The following is a 22,472-nucleotide window of genomic DNA, read 5'->3' on the forward strand; positions in this document are numbered from 1 at the left end:
GGGCGCCCGGCCCCGCGTTTCCGGGTTCCGGGCGCCGTGGGCGCGCCAGCGCCGTCACCCGCCGGGGTCAGCGGTGGTAGGCCGTCTCGCCATGCGCAGCGATGTCCAGACCCTGCCGCTCGGCGTCTTCGTCCACGCGCAGGCCCACCAGCCGATCGGCAATCTTGTACGCCACGAAGGACACCACGCCAGACCAGACTATGGTGAACAGCACGCTCTTGACCTGGATCCACACCTGGGCGCCCATGTGGAAGGTGTCGGGCGTGGCGCCGCCCGTGCCGCCCAGGTCCTGGGCCGCGAACACGCCGGTCAGGATGGCGCCGACGATGCCGCCCACGCCATGCACGCCGAACACGTCGAAGGCGTCGTCCACCTTGAGCATGCGCTTCAGGCCCCCCACGCCCCACAGGCAGACCACGCCGGCGATGAGGCCGATGGCGATGGCGCCCATGGGCCCGACGAAGCCGGCGGCCGGCGTGACCGCCACCAGGCCGGCCACGGCGCCCGAGGCCGCGCCCAGCATCGATGCCTTGCCCTTGTGCAGCGCCTCGCCGGCGCTCCACGACAGCGTGGCGGCGGCGGTGGCGAGCACGGTGTTGACGAAGGCCAAGCCGGCGACGGCGTTGGCGGCCCCGGCCGATCCGGCGTTGAAGCCGAACCAGCCCACCCACAGCAGCGACGCGCCCACCATGGTCAGCGTCAGCGAGTGCGGCGTGAACGCTTCGCGCCCAAAGCCGATGCGCTTGCCCACCATGTAGGCGCCCACCAGGCCGGCGATGCCGGCGTTGATATGCACCACGGTGCCGCCGGCAAAGTCGAGCGCGCCGTCGGCCGCCAGCAGGCCGCCGCCCCAGACGATATGCGCCATGGGCACGTAGCTGAAGGTGAACCACAGCAGGGCGAAGACCAGCACGGCGGAGAACTTGATGCGCTCGGCGAACGAGCCCACGACCAGCGCCACGGTGATGGCCGCGAACGTGCCCTGGAAGGCCAGGAACACGTATTCGGGGATGGTCGTCAGCGCACCAAAAGTCTCCAGGCCCACGCCCTTCAGAAAGACCTTGGACAGGTCGCCGACGATTTTTCCGTCGCCCGAGAACGCCAGGCTGTAGCCGTACAGCGCCCACAGGATGGAGACCAGCGAGAAGACCACGAAGACCTGCATCAGCACCGACAGCATGTTCTTGCTGCGGCCCAGGCCGCCGTAGAACAGCGCCAGACCGGGCAGGGTCATCAGGATCACGAGCAGCGTGGAGGTCAGCATCCAGGCGGTGTCGCCGGAATCGATTCTGGGGGCGGGCGCCTGCGCGAAGGCGGCACCGGCCAGCAGGCCCAGCCACAGGAAGACAAGCCATTTTTTCATGATGGTGCTCCGTGATCGGGGTTACAGGGCCTGTGCGCCGGTCTCGCCGGTGCGGATGCGCACGACCTGCTCCAGGTCGCTCACGAAGATCTTTCCGTCGCCGATCTTGCCGGTGCGCGCGGCGCCCTCGATGGCCTCGATGGCGCGCTCGGCCAGCGCGTCGTCCACGGCGGCCTCGATCTTCACCTTGGGCAGAAAATCGACGACGTATTCGGCGCCGCGGTACAGCTCGGTATGGCCCTTCTGGCGGCCGAAGCCCTTGACCTCGGTGACGGTGATGCCCTGCACGCCGATGTCCGAAAGCGCCTCGCGCACCTCGTCGAGCTTGAAGGGTTTGATGATGGCGGTGACCATTTTCATGATCGGCTCCTTTTCGAGAATTACAGGGTCTTGGTGAGCGTGAGGATCAGGCGCGCCTTGTTGGCGCCGCCAAAAAAGCTTTTCTTGTTGGCCCCCGCCACCAGGGCCGACAGCGACAGGCCATCGCCGAAGTCGTAGGCGCCGCCCAATTGGTAGTCCACATAGTTGGGCACGCCCAGGGCCCTGATGCCGCCGGAAAAACGCGTGCTGCCCAAGGCCGCCTTGAGGGTGACGCGGGGTGCCACCTCCTGCGCGAAGGCCAGGTTCAGGTAGCCGGTGTTGCGGCCCTTCAGGCCGGAAGTCCTGGCGCCGGCCCAGCCGAAATAGTCCCTGGACACGGTGTGCGAATACTTGGCCGTGAACGGGCCATAAGTCGCCGCGCCGTACAGCTCGGTGGTGTTGCCGCTCGTGTTGCCGGGGTAGAGGTAGGTGAGCGCGCCGACATCCAGATCCACGGCGCCCAGCCTGAATTTGTAGCCGCCGTACAGATCGGTTTCAACCGCATTGCCCGGCAGCCAGTTCACGCTGGAATTCCAGTTGCCGACGTAGAAGCCGCTGCCCTCAAAGGCATGGTCCAAGCCGCCCTGGATGGCCGGATTCACGGCCTGGATGGGGTGGGCATGCTGGTCCTGCCCGCGGAACTTGTAGTTGCTGGTCAGCGAGACGTTGGCCGTCCATTGAGCGCCGGCGACGGCAGGCAGGATCGCTGCCGCGAGGGCCAGGCTCAGGGTCTTCAGGGATGCGTGGGTCATGAGTCCTCCGGTAGGTTGCAAGTGCGGACACCCCCGTCATTGCAGGGTTCGTGCCAGCCCTGCAGCCCGTGCGCCGCCCCAGGGAGAGCGCCTGAAGAGGCCCCGTTGCATGCATCAAATTGGGGAGCATCGCGCGCCGCGGGCCCTGTTGTGGTGCGGCGGGCGCGGCAGGCCATGCCGCGGCGGGAGCTACAGCCGGGCGACGTCGGGCACCGCGCCAATGCGGTGGATCGCCAGGTCGGCGCCGACAAACTCATCTTCCTGGCTCAGGCGGATGCCGACGGTCTTGCGCAGCAGCCCATAGACCGCAAATCCGCCCAGCGCCGCCAGCGCAATCCCCAGCAGCGTGCCGATCAATTGGCTGGCGATGCTGACACCGCCGAGTCCGCCCAGCGCCTGGTTGCCGAAAAGGCCGCAGGCGATGCCGCCCCAGGTGCCGCACAGGCCGTGCAGCGGCCAGACGCCGAGCACGTCGTCGATCTTCCAGCGGTTCTGCATCCGGGTAAAGAATTGCACGAACAGCACGCCCGCCACGGCCCCGATGGCAAGCGCCGCCAGCGGGTGCACCACGTCGGAGCCGGCGCAGATCGCCACCAGCCCGGCCAGCGGCCCGTTGTGCGCAAAGCCCGGGTCGTTCCTGCCCATCACCGTGGCCGACAAGGTACCGCCCACCATGGCCATCAGCGAGTTCATCGCCACCAGGCCGGTGATCCTGTCCAGCTGCTGAGCGCTCATCACGTTGAAGCCGAACCAGCCGACGATGAGAATCCACGCGCCCAGCGCGAGAAACGGAATGCTCGATGGCGGATGGGCCTTGACGCCGCCATCCCTGGCGTAGTGCCCACGGCGTGCACCCAGTTGCAGCACGGCCATCAGCGCGATCCAGCCGCCCACCGCATGCACCACCACCGAACCGGCGAAATCGTGGAACTCGGCGCCAAAGTGCGCGCGCAGCCAGCCTTGGATGCCGAAGCCGCCATTCCAGGCAATGCCTTCGAAGAACGGGTAGATGAAGCCGACGATGCAAAACGTCGCCGCCAGCTGCGGCATGAAGCGCGCCCGCTCGGCAATGCCGCCCGAGACGATGGCCGGCACGGCGGCGGCAAAGGTCAGCATGAAGAAAAAGCGCGTGAGCCCGTAACCGTTGTGCTGCGCCAGTTGCTGCGCGCCGCTGAAGAAGTGCACGCCATAGGCCACGCCATAGCCGATGAAAAAATACGCCAGCGTGGAGACGGCAAAGTCCACCAGAATCTTCACCAGCGCATTCACCTGGTTCTTCTGGCGCACCGTGCCCAGCTCCAGAAAGGCAAACCCGGCATGCATCGCCAGGATCATGATCGCGCCCAGCAGGATGAACAGGACGTCGGCCGGCGTGTGCGGATCGTGCATCACAGCCCCTCAGATCGCGTGCGTGCCGGTTTCGCCGCTGCGGATGCGGATGGCCTGCTGCAGCGCGGTCACGCAAATTTCTCCGTCGTCGAGTTTGAAGGGCTGGAGGATGGCGGTAATCATGAGCATCGTGCTGGGCTCCCGTTCATGCGGATTCCCGCTTCGATGCATGGAGCATGCCAAGTGCGCTTGCAGGTACAGTCCCGACCCAATGTGCCTGTTTCGCACCATTGCAGTGCACCAGATTGGGGAGTTTTCACGCCATGAGTCTCGCTTTGGTGCAAAGCCGCGCGCTGCTGGGCCTGGCCGCGCCCGCCGTGACGGTGGAGGTGCATCTGGCCAACGGCCTGCCCTCGTTCACGCTGGTGGGCCTGGCCGACGTGGAAGTCAAGGAAGCGCGCGAGCGCGTGCGCGCTGCGCTGCAGAACAGCGGGCTGGAGTTCCCGAGCAACAAGCGCATCACGGTCAATCTCGCACCGGCCGATCTGCCCAAGGATTCGGGGCGCTTTGACCTGCCGATCGCGCTCGGCCTGCTGGCCGCCAGCGGGCAGATCGATGTTGCACAGCTTGCGGGTTGGGAGTTTGCGGGCGAGCTCTCGCTCTCGGGTGGCCTGCGGCCGGTGCGCGGCGCCTTGGCGACGGCGCTGGCGCTGCGCACCCAGGGCGAATCAGCGCGCATCGTGCTGCCCGCCGAGAGCGCGCGCGAGGCCGCGCTGGTGCCGGATACCGCCATCTACGGCGCAGAGCATCTGCTGGATGTGGTCGCGCAGTTTCTGCCGCCGGGCAGTGGCGGGGACGCGCCCGCTCCGCCCTCAGGCTGGCAGCGTGTGGAGCCTGTCGCGCCAGAACCCTCGGGCAACGGCCCCGATCTGGCCGACGTGAAGGGCCAGGCCGCCGCACGCCGCGCACTGGAGATTGCGGCTGCCGGAGGCCACGGCCTGCTGCTGGTCGGCCCGCCGGGCTCGGGCAAATCCATGCTGGCGCAGCGCTTTGCGGGCATCCTGCCGCCCATGCAGGTGCAAGAGGCGCTGGAGAGCGCGGCGATTGCCAGCCTGGCCGGGCGCTTCACGCCGCAGCACTGGATGCAGCGCCCTACCGCCAGCCCGCACCACACCTGCAGCGCGGTGGCGCTCGTCGGCGGTGGCTCGCCGCCGCGCCCCGGCGAGATTTCGATTGCACACCACGGCGTACTTTTTTTGGATGAATTCCCCGAATTCGCCCGCAGCGCGCTCGAAGCACTGCGCGAGCCGCTGGAGAGTGGCCACATCACCATCGCGCGTGCGGCGCAGCGCGCCGTCTTTCCCGCGCGCTTTCAGCTCATCGCCGCGATGAACCCCTGCCCCTGCGGCTTCGCCGGTTCGCGCCAGCGCGCCTGCCGCTGCACGCCCGCGCAGATCGCCCGCTACCAGGCCAAGCTCTCGGGCCCGCTGCTCGATCGCATCGACCTGCATGTGGAAGTGCCGCACCTGCCGCCCGAGGACTTGCTGCACGCCGCCCCCGGCGAGGCCAGCAGCGTGGTGCGCGAGCGGGTGGCGGCGGCGCACGCCAAAGCCCTCACCCGCCAGGGCCAACCCAACCAGGTGCTGCAAGGCCAGCAGCTGCAGGAAGCGGTGCGGCTCGATGAGGCGGCCGGGCGCTTTCTGCAGGCCGCCGCCACGCGCCTCGCGTGGTCAGCGCGCGCCACGCACCGGGCGCTCAAGGTGGCGCGCACGATTGCCGACCTGGCGGGCTCGGAACATGTGACCGTGGCCCATGTGGGCGAGGCGGTGCAATACCGGCGCGTGCTGCGGGCCTCTGGTTGACTACCTTCTCATGGGGCTGTTCCTGATATTTGGTTTGCAAAACATCCCAAGTGAGATTATATTTAATCCCGAAAGGGAATCACCATGCATACTCCCAGCGCTTCCCATGTCATTGCCAGCGATCGCCGCGCCAGCTACGTCGTTGCACCACCGCCGGCGGCCGAAGGCAATGTGTACCAGCTCTCGGCGCTGGAGCGGGTGCGCCTGGTCAAGCAGGGCGTGCCGGCGCGCGCGGTGCAGGAGCTGAGCCTGGCCATGGGCCTGCCGCGCGACCAGTTCATGCGCGCCGCCGGGCTGGCGCGCTCCACCGTCGAGCGCAAGATCGCCGCGCGCGGCCTGCTCTCGGAGTCCGAGAGCGAAAAAATGGTGGGCATCTCGCGCCTGATCGGTCAGATCGAAGCGATGGCGCAGCCCGTGGACGCCGATTTCAGCGCGCCGCGCTGGTTCGCCAGCTGGATCAGCCAGCCCGTGGCGGCGCTCGGCGGCCTGTGCCCGCAGGAGCTGCTGGGCACCGCCGATGGCCGCGAGGCGCTCTCCAATCTGCTGCTGCAGATGCAGTTCGGCGTCTATGCCTGAGGTGGCGCTCTGGCGCATCGCCACGGACACGCCCGATTACACCGCCGAAGACCTGAGCGGCGCCGGCGCAGAGCGCAGCGGCGGGCGCTGGAACGCGCGCGGCCAGCCGCTGGTGTACGCCAGCACCACGCGCGCGCTGGCCTGCCTGGAGACCGTGGTGCACCTGGGCGGCGGCCTGGCGCTGCCGCTCAACCGTTATCTGGTGCGCATCGAGGTGCCCGCCGCGCTGTGGGCCGCGCGCACGGTGTTCGATGCGGCGCAGCAAGTCGGCTGGGACGCGCTGCCGGTCGGGCGCGTGAGCGTCGCCTGGGGCATGGCCTGGGCACAGGAGGGGTCCTCGTGCCTGGCCGAGGTGCCGTCCGTCATCGTGCCCGAGGAAAGCAACCTGCTCATCAACCCGCGCCACCCTGCTGCTGCACAGGTCTTGGCCACCAAGCTGCGGCGCTGGCTGTACGACCCGCGTACCCTGCGGCAGTCAACGCAATGAGCCAGACCATGCGCGACTCACGCGTACCCTGCCCCAGGCCGATCTGGCCCGAACCGTTGCTGCCCGCCACCCATACGCTGCCGTCCTTCTTGAGCAGCAGGCTGTGCGAGCCGCCCAGAGCGGCCGTCTTGCGCAATCAGCATGCTGTGCATGCCACCGCCCGCGATGGCTTGTATCGCCATGGGTTTCTCCTTGTGGGTCTGGGCCAATGCAATGCTGCGGCAAGCAGCAAACCCCCTAGCAGCGACGTGCTACGCAAGATCGCCATCACAGTGCTCTCAGAATTTCGGCGAGCTTGGCGCCGAACTCCACCGCGCTGATCAGGCTCTGGTCGCGCAACTGCTGCAGTTGCTGCAATCGGGTGGCGGCGTCGCCCAAGGGCTGGCCGCCCACAGGCAGCCCGTTGACCGTGGTGCACCGTGACTCCCTTGCCGTCCAACACCTTCTGCAGCGCATCCGCGAGCCGCTGGCACCGTTCATCGGCACTTCGCGGCCGTTGGCGGTGACGTTGGCGTGGCCGCTGTGGGCCTTGTTCAAGGCCTCCTGAATCTGCGTCGCTACCGCGCTTCCAAGACGCCGGAGAGGCCTTGCAAGGCGTTGCCAAGATCGCCCGCGCAGCACTGCTGGCGCGCGGCATTGGCCTGTGAAAAATCGTGCACCAGATCGGCGAAACCCGATCCACCGGAGCCGCCGCCCGTCATGCCGGTCGAGAGGCCCGTGGCAGCATCCGGCTCGGGCGCATCGCCCCGGCCACGCAGCAACCACTACAGCAGGCGGATGCGCTGGTGGTAGCTTTCGCGCAGGCAGGCATCCACCGACAGGTCTGCACGCGCCTGCGCCAGCGTCTTGCCTGCGGTGCAACGGGCATCGCGCTCACGCATCCAGTCAATCTGCTGTTTTTTCAGCGCCGAAGGGTTGGGGCCGCGCTCCAGCGCCTGGCGGTACAGGCCGGAAAGTTCCACATCCAACGCCGCCAGCGGCGCGCGCTCGCACAGCAGTTGCTCGGTGGTGCTGCGCGCCTTGCTGCAGTCAAAGCTGGGCTGGGCCTGTGGCCCGGATGGGGGTGCTGCAGGCACTGGCTGCGCCGCATCCTTCGCTGCCGCTGCGGGCGGCAAGCGCACAAGGCACACATGGCGCTCCTTGGAGGCGGCGCTGGCTGCATCGCAACCACCCGTCTGGCGCACCAATACCAGCCAGCGGCTGGCGCTATCAAAATCGTAAGCAAGGTCGCCGGCGCGGGTGCCTGATACGAGTTCGGCGCGGCCCTCGGGAACGCCGTGCACCGCAATGCCCTTGTCCGTGGCGTAGATCACCCGGGACGCCTGCGCATCAAAGACCACCGTGTCCAGCTCCCAGCCGCCTTGCGCCAGCGGGCGCGGTTTGCCGCCCGGGGCTTGTTCCATCAGCACCAGACTGCCGTGGCCGCGGTTTTCCGTCCAGACGGCCGTCTGACGGTTCGCATAAGCGTTCAGGATGAAGTCCGGGTCGGCGGCGATGTGGTGGCGCGCGACGAAGGCGGCCAGGTCCGGGCCCGGTGCGGGCTGCGCCTGCAGCACCGGCCCGCGCGCGCCACCGGCGTCGGCCGCGTAGGCCTGCGCGCTGCCGTTCTGCAGGCGCACCCAGGCAAGCAGCGTGGCATCGCTCTGCCACTGCATGCCTTCGACGCCGGTCACACCGGCCGCGTTGTACGGCTGGCGCGGCACCGGTGCGGGCGTCACCGCGATGCGCTCGCCCGCATCGCGCCGATACAACCACACGCGCGCCCCGTCGCTCACCGCCAGCAGCTTGCCGCCCGGCGAGAGCGACAGCGCCAGCTCGGACTCCGAGGAGGGCTCGCCGCCCACGGCCGCATAAGGCAGGCTTTGCACGGCCTCGGGCAGCCCCTGCGCCCACGCGCCCGCCAGTGCCGCCGCCGACAGCACGCAGGCCACCAGCCAGCCATGGCGCTTCATGGCGTACCTCCCACTGGCCGCACGCCATTGATGCCTGCCATGCACAGGTAAGCCCCTTCGGCGCCCTTCGCACCACCGCAGGGGTGGATGCTGATCCATGCAAGCCGATACAAGGCATCGGAGTGCGCCCAGGCCAGCGAAATATCGCCGGGATGGGTGCCGGCCACCCGGCGCGTAGTGCCGGTTTCGAGATCGTGCACCAGCAGGCCATAGTGCGATGGGTAGACCACGGTCCAGTTGCCGAAGCGGACATGGCCCAGCTCAGGCCCGCCGCGCGCAATTTCGGTGATGGCGCCGCCTTTTTCGAAATTTTTCACGCGCAGTGCGTAGCGATCGTCGGGCAGCGCGCGCAGCCAGAGCGCCCGCGTGGACTGCAGCACGGTTTGGGCGGCGCTCTTGCCCGCCACGGCGCGCCGGCCCAGCAGCCAGGCGCTGCCGGTCGCCATGTCCGGGTCGGCGATGAGTTTTTCAGGATCGTCCCCCATGAAACTGCCCAGGCGCATGCCAAAGAACATGCGTATGCGCTCTGGTGCGGCAACGATCTGGGTTGGCCCGTTGGCCATGGAGGCGGTGAAGATGCGCGGCTCCCACGCCGCTCCCGCGCCCTGCTGCGCCTCCTTGCCTTGCATGCTGGTGAAGATGTAGAGCGTGTTGCCATCCCAGTACAGATCGGTGCCGCTGGCAAAGACCCGCTCTCCATGCGGGTCGCCCGCCCCCAGATCGGGTGTGGCGGGCATGAGCTCCGTCCCACCCCGGATGAGCCAGACGCGCCGCCCCCAGCCGGCCTGCTCGCAATCGATTTCCAGCGCCAGCGTGTCGCCACTGTCATTCCACAGGCCTTGCACCGCACTGCAGCCTTTTGTGGTGAGGCCGATCCGCGCCAGTACTTTGCCCGGCACCGCCACCAGATTGGCGGGCAGCAGGGGCGGCGCCACCAGGTCGCGCAGTTCAAGGATGCGGCCGTGGTAGGAAAGGACGAGGCACGCACGCACCTTTTCGTCCTGCTCCGTCTGCGCCAGGCTGGCGCCTGCGATGCATCCCCGGTCGCGCTCGCGCAGCCATTTCAGTTGCTGTGCGCGCAGGCCTTCGGCATCTTTGGAGCGGCTGCGTGCCTGCGCATAGAGCTGCGCGGCCTGCACGTCCATGCGCGCCACTTCGGGGTCCGCACAGATCAGCTGCTCGGCCACGCTGCGGGCGGCCTTGCAGTCGAAGCTGGGGTGGGCGGGTGCTTTGCCGCAGGCAGCCAGCAGCGCGATGCACAGAAGCGGGGTGACGACGGGACGCAAGAACATGGGGGCGGTGCCAAACGATGGTGACGCACCATCCTAGGGACAAGCCTCCCGCGCTGCCAGTGGCTTTGGTCACGCGATGCCGAGCAGTTCCTGCCGCGCCGTGCGATCGGCCGCGAAGTCGGCCATGGCCGCCTCGTGCACGGTGCGGCCCTGCGCGATCACCAGCACGCGGTCGGCCACGGCCTCGGCAAACGCCAGGTTCTGTTCGCTGAGCACGATGGCGATGCCGCTTGCTTTCAGCGCACGCACCGCCTGCACCATCTGCTCGACGATCACCGGCGCCACGCCTTCGGAGGGCTCATCAAGCAGCACCAGAACCGGCTGGCCCATGAGCGTGCGCGCGACGGTCAGCATCTGCTGCTCGCCGCCGCTCATGCGCGCGCCCGGGCGGTCGGGCATGGCGCGCAGGTTGGGGAACAGCGCGAACAGACGCTGCACCGTCCAGGGTTCGAGTGCCGTGCCGTCCGGCCAGCGGCGGGGGCTCTGGCGGCCGGTTTCCAGGTTTTCCAGCACCGTCAGATCGCCAAAGATGCGCCGCTCCTCGGGCACATAGCCCAGGCCCGCGCGTGCGATGCGGTGCGCGGGCCAGCGCGTGATGTCCTCGCCCAGAAAGCTGCGCCTGCCGGTGGTGCGCGCCACCAGCCCGGCGATGCTCTTGAGCGTGGTGGATTTGCCCGCGCCATTGCGCCCCATCAGCGCCAGCACTTCGCCACGGCGCACATTGAGCGACACGCCATGCAGAATCTGCGCCGCGCCGTACCAGGCGTTGAGCCCCTCCACGGAGAGCAACGGTGTTTCAGGCGATTCGGCCTTGTACGGCGCGCGCTGCAAGCTATTGTTTTCAGAGTTTCCCAGGTAGGCCGCCTGCACCCGCGCATCCTGCTGTATCGCCTGCGGGCTGCCTTCTGCCAGCAGCTCGCCGCGCACCATCACCGCGATGCGGTCGGCCTGGCCAAACACCACATCCATGCTGTGCTCGGTGAACAGCACGCCGATCTGGCGATCGCGGGCGAGCTGGCGCACCAGCTGCATCAGCGCCACGCGCTCGCCCGGCGCCATGCCGGCCGTGGGCTCGTCCATCAACAGCAGGCGCGGCTGCCCGGCCAGCGCCAGCGCCAGCTCCAGGCGCTTGACGTCGCCATAGGCCAGCTCGCTGCAGGGGCGGCCAGCCTGCGCCGCCATGCCCACCTGGTCGAGCAGCGCCAGCGCATCCTGCGACCGGTAGCCCTCGGCCTTGCGCCAGAGGCCGCGCCAGCGCCCGTCGTGCGCCAGCAGCGCCATCTGCACGTTCGCCAGCGCGGTAAAGCTGGTCAGCGTCTCGGCGATCTGGAAGGTGCGGCCCACTCCCAGGCCGGCCAGTGCGCGCGCCGTGCGGCCGGTGATGTCCTGCCCGTCCAGCAGCACGCGGCCTGCGTCCGGGAGCAACTGCCCGCCCATCATCTGGAAGGTGGTGGTCTTGCCTGCGCCGTTGGGGCCTATCAATGCCAGCAGCTCGCCCGCCCGCAGCGTGAACGAAACGCCCTGCACCGCATGCACGCCACCAAAGGATTTGCGCAGGCCGCTCACCTGAAGCAGGCTCATCGCGCCGCTCCTTGTGCTCTGTTTTTGGAAGCTGTCATCGCCCGCACACGCTGCGCAAAACCCGCAATGCCTTCAGGAAACAGCAGAATCAGCAGCAGCACGGCGGCGCCCAGCACCGCGCGCCAGTAGGGCAGGGTGCGCGCCACCGTGTCGTGCAGCCAGGTGAAGGCCGCGGCGCCCACCACCGGCCCTGCCAGCGCATGCACGCCGCCGAACAGCACCATCACCAGCGCATCCACCGATTGGCCCACGGAGAGCACATCGGGCGCCGCGCCGCCCTTGGAAAACGCAAACAGCGCACCCGCCAGCCCGGCGGCCAGCCCGGCCACGGTGAACGCCGCCCACTGCACGCGGCGCGTGGGCAGGCCGATCGCCTCGGCGCGCGGCACCGAGTCGCGCGCCGCGCGCAGCGCCCAGCCAAAGGGGGCGTGCAGCAGGCGGCGCAGCGCGTAAATCACCCCAGCGCACAGCAGCAGCACCAGCCAGTAAAAGCGCGCGCCATCGGTCAGCCACTCGGGCGGCCAGACGCCCGTGATGCCGTTGCTGCCGCCCGTGAAGCCATCCCACTGGAACACCACCGCCCAGGTGATCTGCGCAAACGCCAGGGTGAGCATCGCCAGGTAAATGCCCGACAGCCGCATGCAGAACCAGCCATAGACCAGCGCCCCGGCCGCCGCCACGAGGGGCGCCAGCATGAGCGCCGCCGCAAACGGCAGCCCCGCCGCGTGCACCAGCAGCGCCGCGCCATAGGCCCCCAGGCCAAAGTAGGCGGCGTGGCCAAACGAATGCAGCCCGCCGGGGCCGACGATGGCCTGCAGGCTGGCGGCAAACAGCGCGGCGATGGCGATGTCGGTGAGCAGCACCACCGCGTAGCTCTGCGCGCCCGCCAGCAGCGGCAGCGCCGCCAGCAGCGCGAGCACCAGCCACCAGCCCCCTGCGCCCCAGCGCCCGCTCTGCACCAGGCCCGGCTGCGGCGCGCCGCGCACCGTGGCCTGCGCCCGCCCCATCAGCCCCCAGGGCCGCCAGATGAGCACCACCGCCATCACGAGGAATTCCGTCACCAGCGTGAGCTTGGGGAAGGCGATGCTGAGTGCCCCGATCCGCACCACCCCCAGCCAGATGCACACCGCCTTGAGCTCGGCAATCAACAGCGCGGCGACAAACGCACCCGTCAATGACCCCATGCCCCCCACCACCACGATGACGAAGGCCGTGGCCACCATGGGCAGATCGAGCTCCAGATTGGCCGGCTCGCGCGGCAGCTGCAGCGCGCCCGCCAGCCCCGCCAGCAGCGCGCCCAGCACGAATACCGCCGTGAACAGCCAGGCCTGCCGCACGCCGAGCGCGGAGAGCATCTCGCGGTCGAGCGTCGCCGCGCGCACCAGCGTGCCCCAGCGCGTGCGCCTGAGCAGCAGCGTGAGCGCCAGCAGCACGAGAGGGCCGACGGCGATCAGGAACAGGTCATAGGTGGGAAAGCGCCGTCCCAGAATTCCCACCGCGCCCGAGAGCCCCGGCGCGCGCGGCCCGAGCAGGTCTTCCGCACCCCAGAGCCAGAGCGCGCCATCGCGGATGATGAGCACCAGCGCGAAGGTGGCGAGAAGCTGCAGCAGCTCGGGCGCCTGGTAGATGCGCCGCAGCAGCAGGATTTCGATCACCGCGCCCAGCAGCGCCACCGCCAGCGGCGCCAGCAGCAGCGCAGACCAGAAGCCGATCACCCCCCCGAGCTGCTCCACGCTGCTATAGGCCACGTACAGCCCCAACACATAGAGCGAGCCATGCGCGAAGTTGACGATGCGCATCACGCCGAAGACCAGCGACAGGCCCGCGGCGACGAGAAACAGCGTGGAGCCGCTCGCCAGGCCGTTCAGCAGCTGGACGAGCAGGCCCGAGACATCCATGCCGGGTTCTGTTTACCGCCCGGCAGGGCGCAGCTGCTTCACTTCAGCGTCCGAAGGCTGGAACTTGGCACCGTCCTCATAGCGGAAATCCACCATCACGCCCTTGCCGTCCTGCAGCGCCGTGGTGCCCACGTAGGCACCCATGGTCGATTGGTGGTCCTGCGGGCGGTAGGTGATGGGGCCAAACGGCGTGGCCACCTGCAGCCCCGTGAAGGCCTTCACCAGCTTCTCGGTATCGCTGGACCCGGCCTTCTTCAGGCCCGCCGCGATCGACAGAATGGTGTTGTAGCCCACCACCGAACCGGCGCGCGGGTAGTCGTTGAAGCGCTTCTGGTAGGCATCGAGAAACGCCTGGTGCTCGGGCGTCTTGATCGCATACCAGGGGTAGCCGGTGACGATCCAGCCCACCGGCGCCTCGGCCTTGAGCGGGTCCAGGTAATCCGGCTCGCCGGTCAGCAGGCTCACCACCTTGCGGCCCTCGAACAGGCCGCGCGTGTTGCCCTCGCGCACGAACTTGGCCAGGTCGGTGGCAAACAGCACGTTGAAGATAGCATCCGGCTTGGCGTCCGCCAGCGCCTGCACCACGCTGCCCGCATCCACCTTGCCCAGCGGCGTCGCCTGCTCGGCGACAAACTCCACGTCGGGCTGCGCGGCCTTCAGCAGCTGCTTGAAGGTCGCCACGGCCGATTGCCCGTATTCATAGTTGGGATACACCAGCGCCCAGCGCTTCTTGTTCAGCTTCACGGCATCGGGCACCAGCATCGCCACCTGCATATAGGTGGAGGGCCGCAGGCGGAAGGTGTAGTGGTTCCCCTGCTGCCAGACGATCTTGTCGGTCAGCGGTTCGCTCGCCAGGTAAAAGCGCTTTTTCTGCTGCGCGAAATCCGTCAGCGCCAAGCCCAGGTGCGACAGGAAGCCGCCGGTGAGCACGTCCACCTTCTCGCGCGTGAGGAGCTCCTCGGCCGCGCGCACCGTCTCGCCGGGGTTGGCGTTGTCGTCGCGCGTGAGAAGCAGCAGCTTCTTGCCGTGGATGCCGCCCGCGGCATTGACCTGCTCCACCGCCAGCTCCATGCCCATCTTGTAGGGCATCAGAAAGGCGGGCTGCGCCTTGTAGCTGTTGATCTCGCCGATGGTGTAGGTGCCCTGGGCCTGCGCCGCCCCCGCCATCATCGCCAATGACGCCAGCACCCCGGCCGTCCACTGCTTCATGTCAGCACTCCCTGTCCGCAAAAGTTGCGGGAGCGGTACTGTACCCCCTGACTACTGCAGGCGCCGCATGCACGACAATCCGCGCTTCCCCTATTCACCAGTCCGCATGGCGACAGGGCGCGGCGACGCCCCTCCCTGCCCCGTCCGGCTGCCTTGACCCAGACCACACGATGTTTTTCGAAGAGCGCGTCCTGACGGTGCACCATTGGACGGACAGACTGTTTTCCTTCACCACCACGCGCAACCAGGCCCTGCGCTTTTCCAACGGCCACTTCGTGCTGATCGGCCTCAAGATCGACGGCAAGCCGCTGCTGCGCGCCTACAGCGTGGTGAGCCCCAACTGGCAGGAAACGCTGGAATTCCTCTCCATCAAGGTGCAGAACGGCCCGCTCACCTCGCGCCTGCAGCACATCCAGGTGGGCGACACCATCCTGGTGGCCAAGAAGCCCACCGGCACGCTGGTCACCGATTACCTGCTGCCCGGCAAGCGCCTGTACCTCTTCTCGACCGGCACGGGCCTTGCGCCCTTCATGAGCATCATCCGCGACCCGGATACCTACGAGCGCTTCGAGACGATCGTGCTGGTGCACGGGGTGCGCGAGGTATCCGAGCTCGCCTACCACGATTACCTCACGCGCGAGCTGCCGGGGCACGAAATCCTGGGCGAGATGGTGCAAAAGCAGCTGCTGTACTACCCCACGGTCACGCGCGAGCCCTTCGTGCACCAGGGGCGCATCAACGCGCTGATCGACAGCGGGAAGATGGCTGCCGACCTGGGACTGCCGCCGCTCGATCCGCTGGAAGACCGGGTGATGCTCTGCGGCAGCCCCGAGATGCTGGCCACGCTCACGCAGCTGCTGAAGAAGCGCGATTTCGAGGAAGGCAGCACCAAGCAGCCCGGGGATTTCGTCGTCGAACGGGCGTTCGTGGAGAAGTGAGGGGCGTTGGGCGTTGGGCGTTGGGCGTTGAGAGGATGGCGGATTCAGACAAAGGTGCAACACGCCTTAACAGGCTGCTGTAGTCCCCCTGCAAACTCGCTCTTGAATCTGGCAAGCGTCAGCCGTTGCAGGCATGATTGACTCCCATGAAGCAGAGTAACCACTACCCGAACCTCATGGTGATGAAGACCGGCGCCCTCCCGTCCGCTCCATCTTCAGGAGTCCGCATGCCCTCGTTCTTGCGCACGCTGATCTGCGCCGCGGTGCTGCTGTGCACCGCTGGAGCACAGGCCGCCCTCCGCGTGGGCGATGCAGCGCCCGGCTTCACGACGGCGGCCGCCGTCGCGGGCAAAACTTTTGATTTCGACCTGACCGCCGCGCTGCGGCAAGGGCCAGTGGTTTTGTACTTCTTCCCCAAGGCGTTCACGCAGGGCTGCACGCTGGAGGCGCACGCCTTTGCCGAGGCGACGCCGCGCTTCGCCGCGCTGGGGGCCAAGGTGGTGGGCATGTCGCACGACGACATCGCGACGCTGCAGCGCTTTTCCACCGAGGCCTGCCGCGACCAGTTCGCCGTCGCGTCCGACCCGCAGGCACGCACCATCCGGGCCTACGACGCCGCGGCGGCGGCCAACCCGCAGCGCGCCGACCGCATCTCCTACGTCATCGGCCAGGACGGCCGCATCGCCTTCGTGCACGTGGGCGCCGACCCGCTCGCGCATGTGCAGCAGACCGAAGCCGCCGTGCTCCGCCTGCGGCCAGGGGCGAAGCAGTGATCCAGCCCGCGCCGGCGCCCCCCGGCCCGGCCGCGCTCGATGGCACCACCGTGGGCGCGCTCATCGCCAGCGGCGCCGCCTGGCTGCAGGCGGCGGGCGTCGCCTTCGGCCATGGCACCACCAATGCCCACGATGAAGCTGCCTGGCTCGTGCTCTGGCGCCTGGGCCTGCCGCTGGACAGTCCCACGGGCGATACACCGGATTCCATAATAAATCAGGCTGTAACACCCGCTGATAAAGCGCTGACGGCTCTTCTTTTTGAAGAACGCATCGCCAGCCGCAAGCCCGCCGCCTACCTCACGCGTGAAGCCTGGCTGGCGGGCGTGGCGTTCTACATCGACGAGCGCGCCATCGTGCCGCGCAGCTTCATCGCCGAGCTGGTGGCCGATGCCAGCATCGACCCGTGGCTGAGCGAGCGGACGCGGCAGGTGCTGGATCTGTGCACCGGCAACGGCAGCCTGGCCTGTCTGGCGGCCATGGCCTGGCCCGAGGTGGATGTGACCGGCGCCGACCTGTCGTCCGACGCGCTGGCGGTGGCGCGCATCAACGTGGAGAAGCACGGCCTGCAGGAGCGCGTGCGGCTCGTGCAGTCCGACGGCCTGGCCGCCTGCCCCGGGCCATGGGACCTGATCCTGTGCAACCCGCCCTATGTGAACGCGCACAGCATGGCGCGGCTGCCGCCGGAATACCGGGCCGAGCCGGTGATGGCGCTGGCCGGCGGCGCGGACGGCATGGATTTCATCCGCCGCCTGCTGCACGATGCGCCACGCTGCATGAGCGAGGACGCGGTGCTGGTGCTGGAGATCGGCAACGAGCGCGCGCACTTCGAGGCCGCATTCCCGCAATTGCCCGTGTTCTGGCTGCCAACCAGCGCCGGCAGCGACCAGGTGCTGCTGGTCACGCGCGACGCACTGCTGGCGACGCCCCTGGAGCGCTGATCGGCAGGCCTCGGCAGCCTTGCGCGCTACGCAGCACCCGTCTTTGCACTGTCCAGTTCCGAGACACTTTCCCCACCTGGACCAAAACGATACACGGCGGCCGCGAACGTAGCACAATGGGGTTGACTGCAGCTCCGATCCAGGGGAACGGCAGAAGAGCACGGCACCGCATGCAAGCGGCATGCGAAAGATGGCACGAATTCTGCATGCAACTGCCTCACCTGCTCCATCTGCAAGCTCCGGCGGGGGCCTGCTGCAGCACAAGCAAGGGTTTCACCTGTCGCAGGGTGGAACATGTTGTTATCCAATGGCAGGGTTTCGCGTCGAAATTTCTGTTTGTTCAAAACGAGGAGACACTCCGATGAAAGTCGAGCTCAAGGTCAACGGCCAGGCAGTCACTGCCGACGTGCCGCCCAACACATTGCTGGTGGAATTCATCCGCGAGCATCTGCGCCTGACGGGCACGCACCAGGGCTGCGACACGGCCCAGTGCGGCGCCTGCACCGTGATCGCCAATGGCCGCTCCATCAAGTCCTGCAACACGCTGGTGGCGCAGATGGAAGGCGCCGACGTCACCACCATCGAGGGCATCACGCCCGCCGACGGTTCGCTGCACCCCATGCAGGCGGCTTTCAGGGAATGCCACGGCCTGCAGTGCGGCTTCTGCACCCCGGGCATGGTGATGAGCTCCATCGACCTGCTCAAGCACAACCCCAAGGCAACCGAGCACGAAATCCGCGACCTGCTCGAAGGCAACATCTGCCGCTGCACCGGCTACCAGAACATCGTCAAGGCCGTGCAGACCGTCCAGAAAACCATGACCGCCTGACGGCACGAAAGGAGACACACCATGGGTGCCAATGAATTTGCCAAGCTGCCGCACATCGGCGAATCGCTCAAGCGCAAGGAAGACCTGCGCTTCATCACCGGTCAGGGCAACTACACCGACGACATCAACCTGAACCGCCAGAAGTACGGCTACTTCGTGCGCTCGCCGCATGCCCACGCCATCATCAAGAGCGTGGACATTTCCGCCGCCGCCGGGATGCCGGGCGTGGCCCGCATCTTCACCGGCGCCGATCTGGCCGGCAAGATGGGCGGCCTGCCCTGCGGCTGGCAAATCCACAACCCCGACGGCACGCCGATGAAGGAGCCCGCCCATCCGGTGCTGGCCCACACCAAGGTGCGCTACGTGGGCGACCACGTCGCGCTGGTCGTGGCCGACACGCACGAGCACGCCCGCAACGCCGCCGAGGCCGTCAACGTCGATTACGAACCGCTCGGCGCGGTCATCGACATGGCCACCGCCAGGAATGCCCCGGCGCTGCACGACGAAGCCCCGGACAACCAGTGCTACAAATGGACGCTGGGCGACAAGGCGGCGGTCGATGCCGCCTTCGCCGGCGCCGCGCACGTCACCAAGCTGGACCTGGTGAACAACCGCCTGGTGCCCAATGCGATGGAGCCGCGCGCCGTCAACGCCTCCTACAACCGCGCCACCGACGAAAGCGAGCTGTACGTCGCCAACCAGAACCCGCACGTCGAGCGCCTCCTGATGACCGCCTTCGTGCTGCAATGGCCCGAGCACAAGGTGCGCGTGATCGCCCCCGACGTCGGCGGCGGCTTCGGCTCCAAGATTTACCTCTACGCCGAAGACGTGGCCCTCACCTGGGCCGCCAAGGAGCTCAATTGCGCCGTCAAGTGGACCGCCGACCGCAGCGAAGCCTTCGTGAGCGATGCCCACGGGCGCGATCACGTCACCCACGCCGAAATGGCGATGGACAAGGACGGCAAGTTCCTGGCGCTGCGCGTGCACACCAATGCCAACCTGGGGGCCTACCTGTCCACCTTCGCCACGGCGGTGCCGACCATCCTCTACGGCACGCTGCTGGCGGGCCAGTACACCACGCCGCTGGTTTACGTCGAGGTCGATGCCTGGTTCACCAGCACCGCACCGGTGGACGCCTACCGCGGCGCCGGCCGCCCCGAAGCCACCTACCTGCTCGAACGCATGGCCACCCGCTGCGCCTGGGAGATGGGTTTGTCGCAGGACGAAATCCGCCGGCGCAATTTCATCACCGAGTTCCCCTACCAGACGCCGGTGGCGCTGCAGTACGACACGGGTGACTTTCCCCAGTTGCTGGACAAGGCCAACAAACTGGCCGACGTGGCCGGTTTTGCCGCCCGCAAGGCCGCCTCGGAAGCCAAGGGCCTGCTGCGCGGCATCGGCTACTCCAGCTACATCGAAGCCTGCGGCCTGGCGCCGTCCAACATCGCCGGCGCCCTCGGTGCGCGCGCCGGCCTGTTCGAAGCCGGCGAAGTGCGCGTGCACCCCACCGGCAGCGTGACGGTGTTCACCGGCTCGCACAGCCACGGCCAGGGGCACGAAACCACGTTTGCCCAGCTCGTCGCCGCCCGCCTGGGCATCGATCCCAGCCAGGTGGACATCGTGCACGGCGACACCGGCCGCATCCCCTTCGGCATGGGCACCTACGGCAGCCGCTCGCTGTCCGTGGGCGGCGCGGCCATCATGAAGGCACTGGACAAGATCGAGGCCAAGGCCAAGAAAATCGCCGCGCACCTGATGGAGGCCTCCGACGCCGACATCGAGTTCTCCGGCGGCGAATTCAAGGTCAAGGGCACCGACAAGAAGATCCCCTTCGGCCAGGTGGCGCTCACGGCCTACGTGCCGCACAACTACCCGCTCGACAAACTGGAGCCGGGCCTGAACGAGACCGCGTTCTACGACCCGACCAACTTCACCTACCCCGCGGGCACCCATATCTGCGAAGTCGAAATCGACCCGCAGACCGGCGTGGTGCGGGTGGACCGCTTCTCCTGCGTCGACGACTTCGGCGTCATCATCAACCCGATGATCGTCGAGGGCCAGGTACAGGGCGGCGTGGCCCAGGGCCTGGGCCAGGCGCTGCAGGAACAGTGCGTGTACGACAAGGAATCCGGCCAGCTGCTGACCGGCAGCTTCATGGACTACACCATGCCGCGCGCGGCCGATCTGGTGAACATCCAGATCGACCATGTGTGCACCCCCTGCACGCACAACCCGATCGGCAGCAAGGGCTGCGGCGAAGCCGGTGCCATCGGCTCGCCCCCGGCTGCAATGAACGCCGTGCTTGACGCGCTCAAGTCGGTCGGCGTGAAGGACCTCGACATGCCCGCCTCGCCCAGCCGCGTCTGGGAAGCCATCCAGAAAGCCAAAGCCTGATAGGAGACAGCACATGTACGCATTCACTTACGAGCGTCCTGCCAGCCAGGCGGATGCAGCCAAGCTCGCACAGGCCGGTGGCAAGCTGCTGGCCGGCGGTCAGACCCTGCTCGCCTCGATGAAGCTGCGCCTGGCAGCGCCCGAGCAGATCGTCGATCTCGGCGCGATCGCCGATCTCAAGGGCATCCGCCGCGACGGCAACAATGTCGTCATCGGCGCCATGACCTGCCACGCCGACGTCGCCGAAAGCGCCGAAGTCAAGGCTGCCATCCCGGCGCTGGCAGCCCTGGCGGCCGGGATCGGCGACAAGCAGGTCCGCGCCCGCGGCACCATAGGCGGTTCGGTGGCCAACAACGATCCGGCGGCCGACTACCCCTCGGCCCTGATGGCACTGGGCGCCACCGTGCGCACCAACAAGCGCGAGATCAAGGCCGACGACTTCTTCCAGGGCCTGTTCACCACGGCGCTGGACGAGGGCGAGATGATCACCGCGGTGAGCTTCCCCATCCCCAAGAAGGCGGCCTACGTCAAGTTCCCGCAGCCGGCTTCGCTGTTCGCGCTCATCGGCGTCTTCGTTGCACAGACCGACGCAGGCGCACGCGTGGCCGTGACGGGCGCGGGCAATGGCGTATTCCGCCACGCCGGCATGGAAGCGGCGTTGAACGGCAACTTCGCTCCGGCGGCCATCGCGGGCGTCAAGACCGACGAAGGCGAGATGTCCAGCGATCTGCATGGCTCCAGCGCCTACCGCGCCCACCTCGTGGGCGTGATCGCACAGCGTGCCGTCGCCAAGGCCCTCGCCTGAGATGACTCCCCCACCCTTTCTCCGAGCGGAGCAAGGGTGCCTCAGGCGGCCGCGGCCGCCTGAGCTTTTGAACAAGCCTTTTTAATGGGCAGCGAGCAGATAGAGTGATTTTCGGCTTTTGCACCCGCCAATGCTGCGCACACAGCTCATGATTTGATAGTCGACTCGTTTCGGCCGCACCGTCCCATGAATGCCTCATCTGCCCCTCTGGCCCCCTGTTCCTGCAACTCCATCGATGCATTGATCGCCTCGCTGCAATCCGTCGGCTACTACGCCGACCGGCGCCTGGCGACGGCGGTGTTTCTGGCCTTCAAGCTGCAGCGCCCCTTGCTGCTGGAAGGCGAGCCCGGCGTCGGCAAGACCGAGCTGGCCAAGGCGCTTTCGCAGGTGTTGGGCCGGCAGATGCTGCGCCTGCAATGCTTTGACGGCCTGGAACAGCGCGAGGCACTCTACGAATGGAACTACGCCGCGCAGCTGCTGCACCTGCGCGCCGCCGAAGGCACGGCTTCGACCACCGAGCTGGAGCAGGAGGTCTACCAGCCGCGCTACCTGGTGCGCCGCCCGCTGCTGCAGGCGCTGGAAGCCCCCGAGCCCGGCGCGCTGCTCCTGATCGACGAGGTGGACCGCGCCGACGAGCCCTTTGAAGCCTTCCTGCTGGAATACCTGGGTGAATACCAGGTCAGCATCCCCGAACTGGGCACGGTGCGTGCCAAGGTGCCGCCGGTAACCATCCTCACCAGCAACCGCACGCGCGAGCTCAACGACGCGGTCAAGCGCCGCTGCCTCTACCACTGGCTCGATTACCCCGAGCGCGAACGCGAACTCGCCATCGTGCGTGCCCTGGTGCCTGAAGCCTCGCGGCGCCTGGCGGACCAGGTGGCGGGTTTCGTGCAGCAGCTGCGCAGCCAGCCCTATGGCGAGCGCTTCCAGCGCGCCCCGGGCATCGCCGAGACCGTGGAATGGGCGCGTGCGCTGGTGGCGCTCGATACCATCGTGCTCGACCCCGAAGTGGCGGTGGAGACCGCCGGCATCCTTTTCAAGCAGCGCGACGATGTCGCGGCGCTCAATCGCGAACTGGCCAGCGACGTCTTCCAGGCAGCCGAGCAAGCGGCGCAGCTGGCGCAGGCCGGCTGA

22 protein-coding genes are annotated in these 22,472 nt (G+C 67.9%); 10 read left to right on the top strand and 12 right to left on the bottom strand.

Going from position 1 to position 22,472, the window contains the following annotated elements:
- Positions 1–67 precede the first annotated feature (67 nt).
- The 4 genes from K320_RS0107895 to K320_RS0107910 form a co-directional block, all read right to left on the bottom strand.
- The gene (locus tag K320_RS0107895; RefSeq protein WP_024538292.1) at positions 68–1,363 is read right to left on the bottom strand and encodes an ammonium transporter; all 1,296 of its coding nucleotides are present in this window, start codon (positions 1,361–1,363) and stop codon (positions 68–70) included.
- A 21-nt stretch (positions 1,364–1,384) separates the two neighbouring features.
- On the bottom strand, positions 1,385–1,723 hold the full coding sequence (locus K320_RS0107900) for a P-II family nitrogen regulator (RefSeq protein ID WP_024538293.1): 339 nt from the start codon (positions 1,721–1,723) through the stop codon (positions 1,385–1,387).
- Between the two features lie 20 nt (positions 1,724–1,743).
- On the bottom strand, positions 1,744–2,475 hold the full coding sequence (locus tag K320_RS0107905; protein ID WP_024538294.1) for a TorF family putative porin: 732 nt from the start codon (positions 2,473–2,475) through the stop codon (positions 1,744–1,746).
- A gap of 189 nt (positions 2,476–2,664) precedes the next feature.
- Complete coding sequence (locus K320_RS0107910) at positions 2,665–3,864, bottom strand: ammonium transporter (RefSeq protein ID WP_024538295.1); 1,200 nt, start codon at positions 3,862–3,864, stop codon at positions 2,665–2,667.
- A 263-nt stretch (positions 3,865–4,127) separates the two neighbouring features.
- Here K320_RS0107910 and K320_RS0107920 point away from each other — a divergent pair, with 263 nt between their 5' ends.
- The 3 genes from K320_RS0107920 to K320_RS0107930 all read left to right on the top strand — a co-directional run bounded on the left by K320_RS0107920 (position 4,128) and on the right by K320_RS0107930 (position 6,729).
- On the top strand, positions 4,128–5,666 hold the full coding sequence (locus K320_RS0107920; RefSeq protein ID WP_024538296.1) for a YifB family Mg chelatase-like AAA ATPase: 1,539 nt from the start codon (positions 4,128–4,130) through the stop codon (positions 5,664–5,666).
- A gap of 84 nt (positions 5,667–5,750) precedes the next feature.
- Complete coding sequence (locus tag K320_RS0107925; protein ID WP_024538297.1) at positions 5,751–6,242, top strand: antitoxin Xre-like helix-turn-helix domain-containing protein; 492 nt, start codon at positions 5,751–5,753, stop codon at positions 6,240–6,242.
- Positions 6,235–6,729: an RES family NAD+ phosphorylase gene (locus tag K320_RS0107930; protein WP_029695935.1), complete on the top strand. Its 495-nt coding sequence runs from the start codon at positions 6,235–6,237 to the stop codon at positions 6,727–6,729. Before K320_RS0107925 ends, K320_RS0107930 begins: the two co-directional genes overlap by 8 nt.
- Here the strand turns inward: K320_RS0107930 and K320_RS19705 are convergent.
- The 8 genes from K320_RS19705 to K320_RS0107965 form a co-directional block, all read right to left on the bottom strand.
- Positions 6,635–6,865, bottom strand: coding sequence for an RCC1 domain-containing protein (locus K320_RS19705; RefSeq protein WP_084301203.1), 231 nt, complete (start codon positions 6,863–6,865; stop codon positions 6,635–6,637). The genes K320_RS0107930 and K320_RS19705 overlap by 95 nt on opposite strands.
- 131 nt (positions 6,866–6,996) lie before the next feature.
- Entirely contained in the window at positions 6,997–7,266 is a 270-nt protein-coding gene (locus K320_RS19035) for a hypothetical protein (protein WP_024538299.1), read from the bottom strand.
- Positions 7,267–7,286: 20 nt separating this feature from the next.
- A complete protein-coding gene (locus tag K320_RS0107940) occupies positions 7,287–7,490 on the bottom strand; it encodes a hypothetical protein (protein WP_024538300.1) in 204 nt (67 codons plus the stop codon).
- A gap of 3 nt (positions 7,491–7,493) precedes the next feature.
- Positions 7,494–8,681, bottom strand: coding sequence for a lysozyme inhibitor LprI family protein (locus K320_RS0107945; protein ID WP_024538301.1), 1,188 nt, complete (start codon positions 8,679–8,681; stop codon positions 7,494–7,496).
- A complete protein-coding gene (locus K320_RS0107950; RefSeq protein WP_024538302.1) occupies positions 8,678–9,973 on the bottom strand; it encodes a lysozyme inhibitor LprI family protein in 1,296 nt (431 codons plus the stop codon). The genes K320_RS0107945 and K320_RS0107950 overlap by 4 nt, the downstream gene beginning before the upstream one ends.
- A 69-nt stretch (positions 9,974–10,042) precedes the next feature.
- Positions 10,043–11,554 (bottom strand): ATP-binding cassette domain-containing protein, encoded by a 1,512-nt coding sequence (locus K320_RS0107955; protein WP_024538303.1) that lies wholly within the window; start codon positions 11,552–11,554, stop codon positions 10,043–10,045.
- Positions 11,551–13,452: an ABC transporter permease gene (locus K320_RS0107960; RefSeq protein ID WP_024538304.1), complete on the bottom strand. Its 1,902-nt coding sequence runs from the start codon at positions 13,450–13,452 to the stop codon at positions 11,551–11,553. The genes K320_RS0107955 and K320_RS0107960 overlap by 4 nt, the downstream gene beginning before the upstream one ends.
- A 12-nt stretch (positions 13,453–13,464) precedes the next feature.
- Positions 13,465–14,661, bottom strand: a complete 1,197-nt coding sequence (locus K320_RS0107965) for an ABC transporter substrate-binding protein (protein ID WP_024538305.1) — start codon at positions 14,659–14,661, stop codon at positions 13,465–13,467.
- A 170-nt stretch (positions 14,662–14,831) separates the two neighbouring features.
- On the opposite strand from K320_RS0107965, the gene K320_RS0107970 reads away from it, so the two are divergent.
- The 7 genes from K320_RS0107970 to K320_RS0108000 all read left to right on the top strand — a co-directional run bounded on the left by K320_RS0107970 (position 14,832) and on the right by K320_RS0108000 (position 22,472).
- On the top strand, positions 14,832–15,599 hold the full coding sequence (locus K320_RS0107970; protein ID WP_029695936.1) for a ferredoxin--NADP reductase: 768 nt from the start codon (positions 14,832–14,834) through the stop codon (positions 15,597–15,599).
- Positions 15,600–15,826: 227 nt separating this feature from the next.
- Entirely contained in the window at positions 15,827–16,372 is a 546-nt protein-coding gene (locus tag K320_RS0107975; RefSeq protein WP_029695937.1) for a peroxiredoxin, read from the top strand.
- Positions 16,372–17,310 carry a 50S ribosomal protein L3 N(5)-glutamine methyltransferase gene (prmB, locus tag K320_RS0107980; protein WP_029695938.1) on the top strand — a complete coding sequence of 313 codons (939 nt, stop codon included), beginning with the start codon at positions 16,372–16,374 and terminating at the stop codon, positions 17,308–17,310. Before K320_RS0107975 ends, prmB begins: the two co-directional genes overlap by 1 nt.
- A gap of 361 nt (positions 17,311–17,671) precedes the next feature.
- Positions 17,672–18,139 (top strand): (2Fe-2S)-binding protein, encoded by a 468-nt coding sequence (locus tag K320_RS0107985; protein ID WP_024538309.1) that lies wholly within the window; start codon positions 17,672–17,674, stop codon positions 18,137–18,139.
- A 21-nt stretch (positions 18,140–18,160) separates the two neighbouring features.
- The gene (locus K320_RS0107990) at positions 18,161–20,533 is read left to right on the top strand and encodes a xanthine dehydrogenase family protein molybdopterin-binding subunit (RefSeq protein ID WP_024538310.1); all 2,373 of its coding nucleotides are present in this window, start codon (positions 18,161–18,163) and stop codon (positions 20,531–20,533) included.
- A 13-nt stretch (positions 20,534–20,546) separates the two neighbouring features.
- Positions 20,547–21,338: an FAD binding domain-containing protein gene (locus K320_RS0107995; RefSeq protein ID WP_024538311.1), complete on the top strand. Its 792-nt coding sequence runs from the start codon at positions 20,547–20,549 to the stop codon at positions 21,336–21,338.
- Positions 21,339–21,524: 186 nt separating this feature from the next.
- Positions 21,525–22,472 (top strand): AAA family ATPase, encoded by a 948-nt coding sequence (locus K320_RS0108000; RefSeq protein WP_024538312.1) that lies wholly within the window; start codon positions 21,525–21,527, stop codon positions 22,470–22,472.

The sequence above is a fragment of the Comamonas badia DSM 17552 genome, from assembly GCF_000484635.1.
In the GTDB taxonomy this organism is placed as follows: Bacteria; Pseudomonadota; Gammaproteobacteria; order Burkholderiales; family Burkholderiaceae_C; genus Comamonas_C; species Comamonas_C badia.

What these genes read in the sequence shown, in the direction of transcription:
- K320_RS0107970 (WP_029695936.1), top strand. Translation starts at nt 14,832, where the DNA reads ATGTTTTTCGAAGAGCGCGTCCTGACGGTGCACCATTGGACGGACAGA.
- K320_RS0107985 (WP_024538309.1), top strand. Translation starts at nt 17,672, where the DNA reads ATGAAAGTCGAGCTCAAGGTCAACGGCCAGGCAGTCACTGCCGACGTG.
- K320_RS0107925 (WP_024538297.1), top strand. Translation starts at nt 5,751, where the DNA reads ATGCATACTCCCAGCGCTTCCCATGTCATTGCCAGCGATCGCCGCGCC.
- K320_RS0107995 (WP_024538311.1), top strand. Translation starts at nt 20,547, where the DNA reads ATGTACGCATTCACTTACGAGCGTCCTGCCAGCCAGGCGGATGCAGCC.
- K320_RS0107905 (WP_024538294.1), bottom strand. Translation starts at nt 2,475, where the DNA reads ATGACCCACGCATCCCTGAAGACCCTGAGCCTGGCCCTCGCGGCAGCG.
- K320_RS0107955 (WP_024538303.1), bottom strand. Translation starts at nt 11,554, where the DNA reads ATGAGCCTGCTTCAGGTGAGCGGCCTGCGCAAATCCTTTGGTGGCGTG.
- K320_RS0108000 (WP_024538312.1), top strand. Translation starts at nt 21,525, where the DNA reads ATGAATGCCTCATCTGCCCCTCTGGCCCCCTGTTCCTGCAACTCCATC.
- K320_RS0107990 (WP_024538310.1), top strand. Translation starts at nt 18,161, where the DNA reads ATGGGTGCCAATGAATTTGCCAAGCTGCCGCACATCGGCGAATCGCTC.
- K320_RS0107965 (WP_024538305.1), bottom strand. Translation starts at nt 14,661, where the DNA reads ATGAAGCAGTGGACGGCCGGGGTGCTGGCGTCATTGGCGATGATGGCG.
- K320_RS0107975 (WP_029695937.1), top strand. Translation starts at nt 15,827, where the DNA reads ATGCCCTCGTTCTTGCGCACGCTGATCTGCGCCGCGGTGCTGCTGTGC.
- K320_RS0107895 (WP_024538292.1), bottom strand. Translation starts at nt 1,363, where the DNA reads ATGAAAAAATGGCTTGTCTTCCTGTGGCTGGGCCTGCTGGCCGGTGCC.
- K320_RS0107910 (WP_024538295.1), bottom strand. Translation starts at nt 3,864, where the DNA reads ATGCACGATCCGCACACGCCGGCCGACGTCCTGTTCATCCTGCTGGGC.
- K320_RS0107960 (WP_024538304.1), bottom strand. Translation starts at nt 13,452, where the DNA reads ATGGATGTCTCGGGCCTGCTCGTCCAGCTGCTGAACGGCCTGGCGAGC.
- K320_RS0107945 (WP_024538301.1), bottom strand. Translation starts at nt 8,681, where the DNA reads ATGAAGCGCCATGGCTGGCTGGTGGCCTGCGTGCTGTCGGCGGCGGCA.
- K320_RS0107950 (WP_024538302.1), bottom strand. Translation starts at nt 9,973, where the DNA reads ATGTTCTTGCGTCCCGTCGTCACCCCGCTTCTGTGCATCGCGCTGCTG.
- K320_RS0107920 (WP_024538296.1), top strand. Translation starts at nt 4,128, where the DNA reads ATGAGTCTCGCTTTGGTGCAAAGCCGCGCGCTGCTGGGCCTGGCCGCG.
- K320_RS0107930 (WP_029695935.1), top strand. Translation starts at nt 6,235, where the DNA reads ATGCCTGAGGTGGCGCTCTGGCGCATCGCCACGGACACGCCCGATTAC.
- K320_RS0107900 (WP_024538293.1), bottom strand. Translation starts at nt 1,723, where the DNA reads ATGAAAATGGTCACCGCCATCATCAAACCCTTCAAGCTCGACGAGGTG.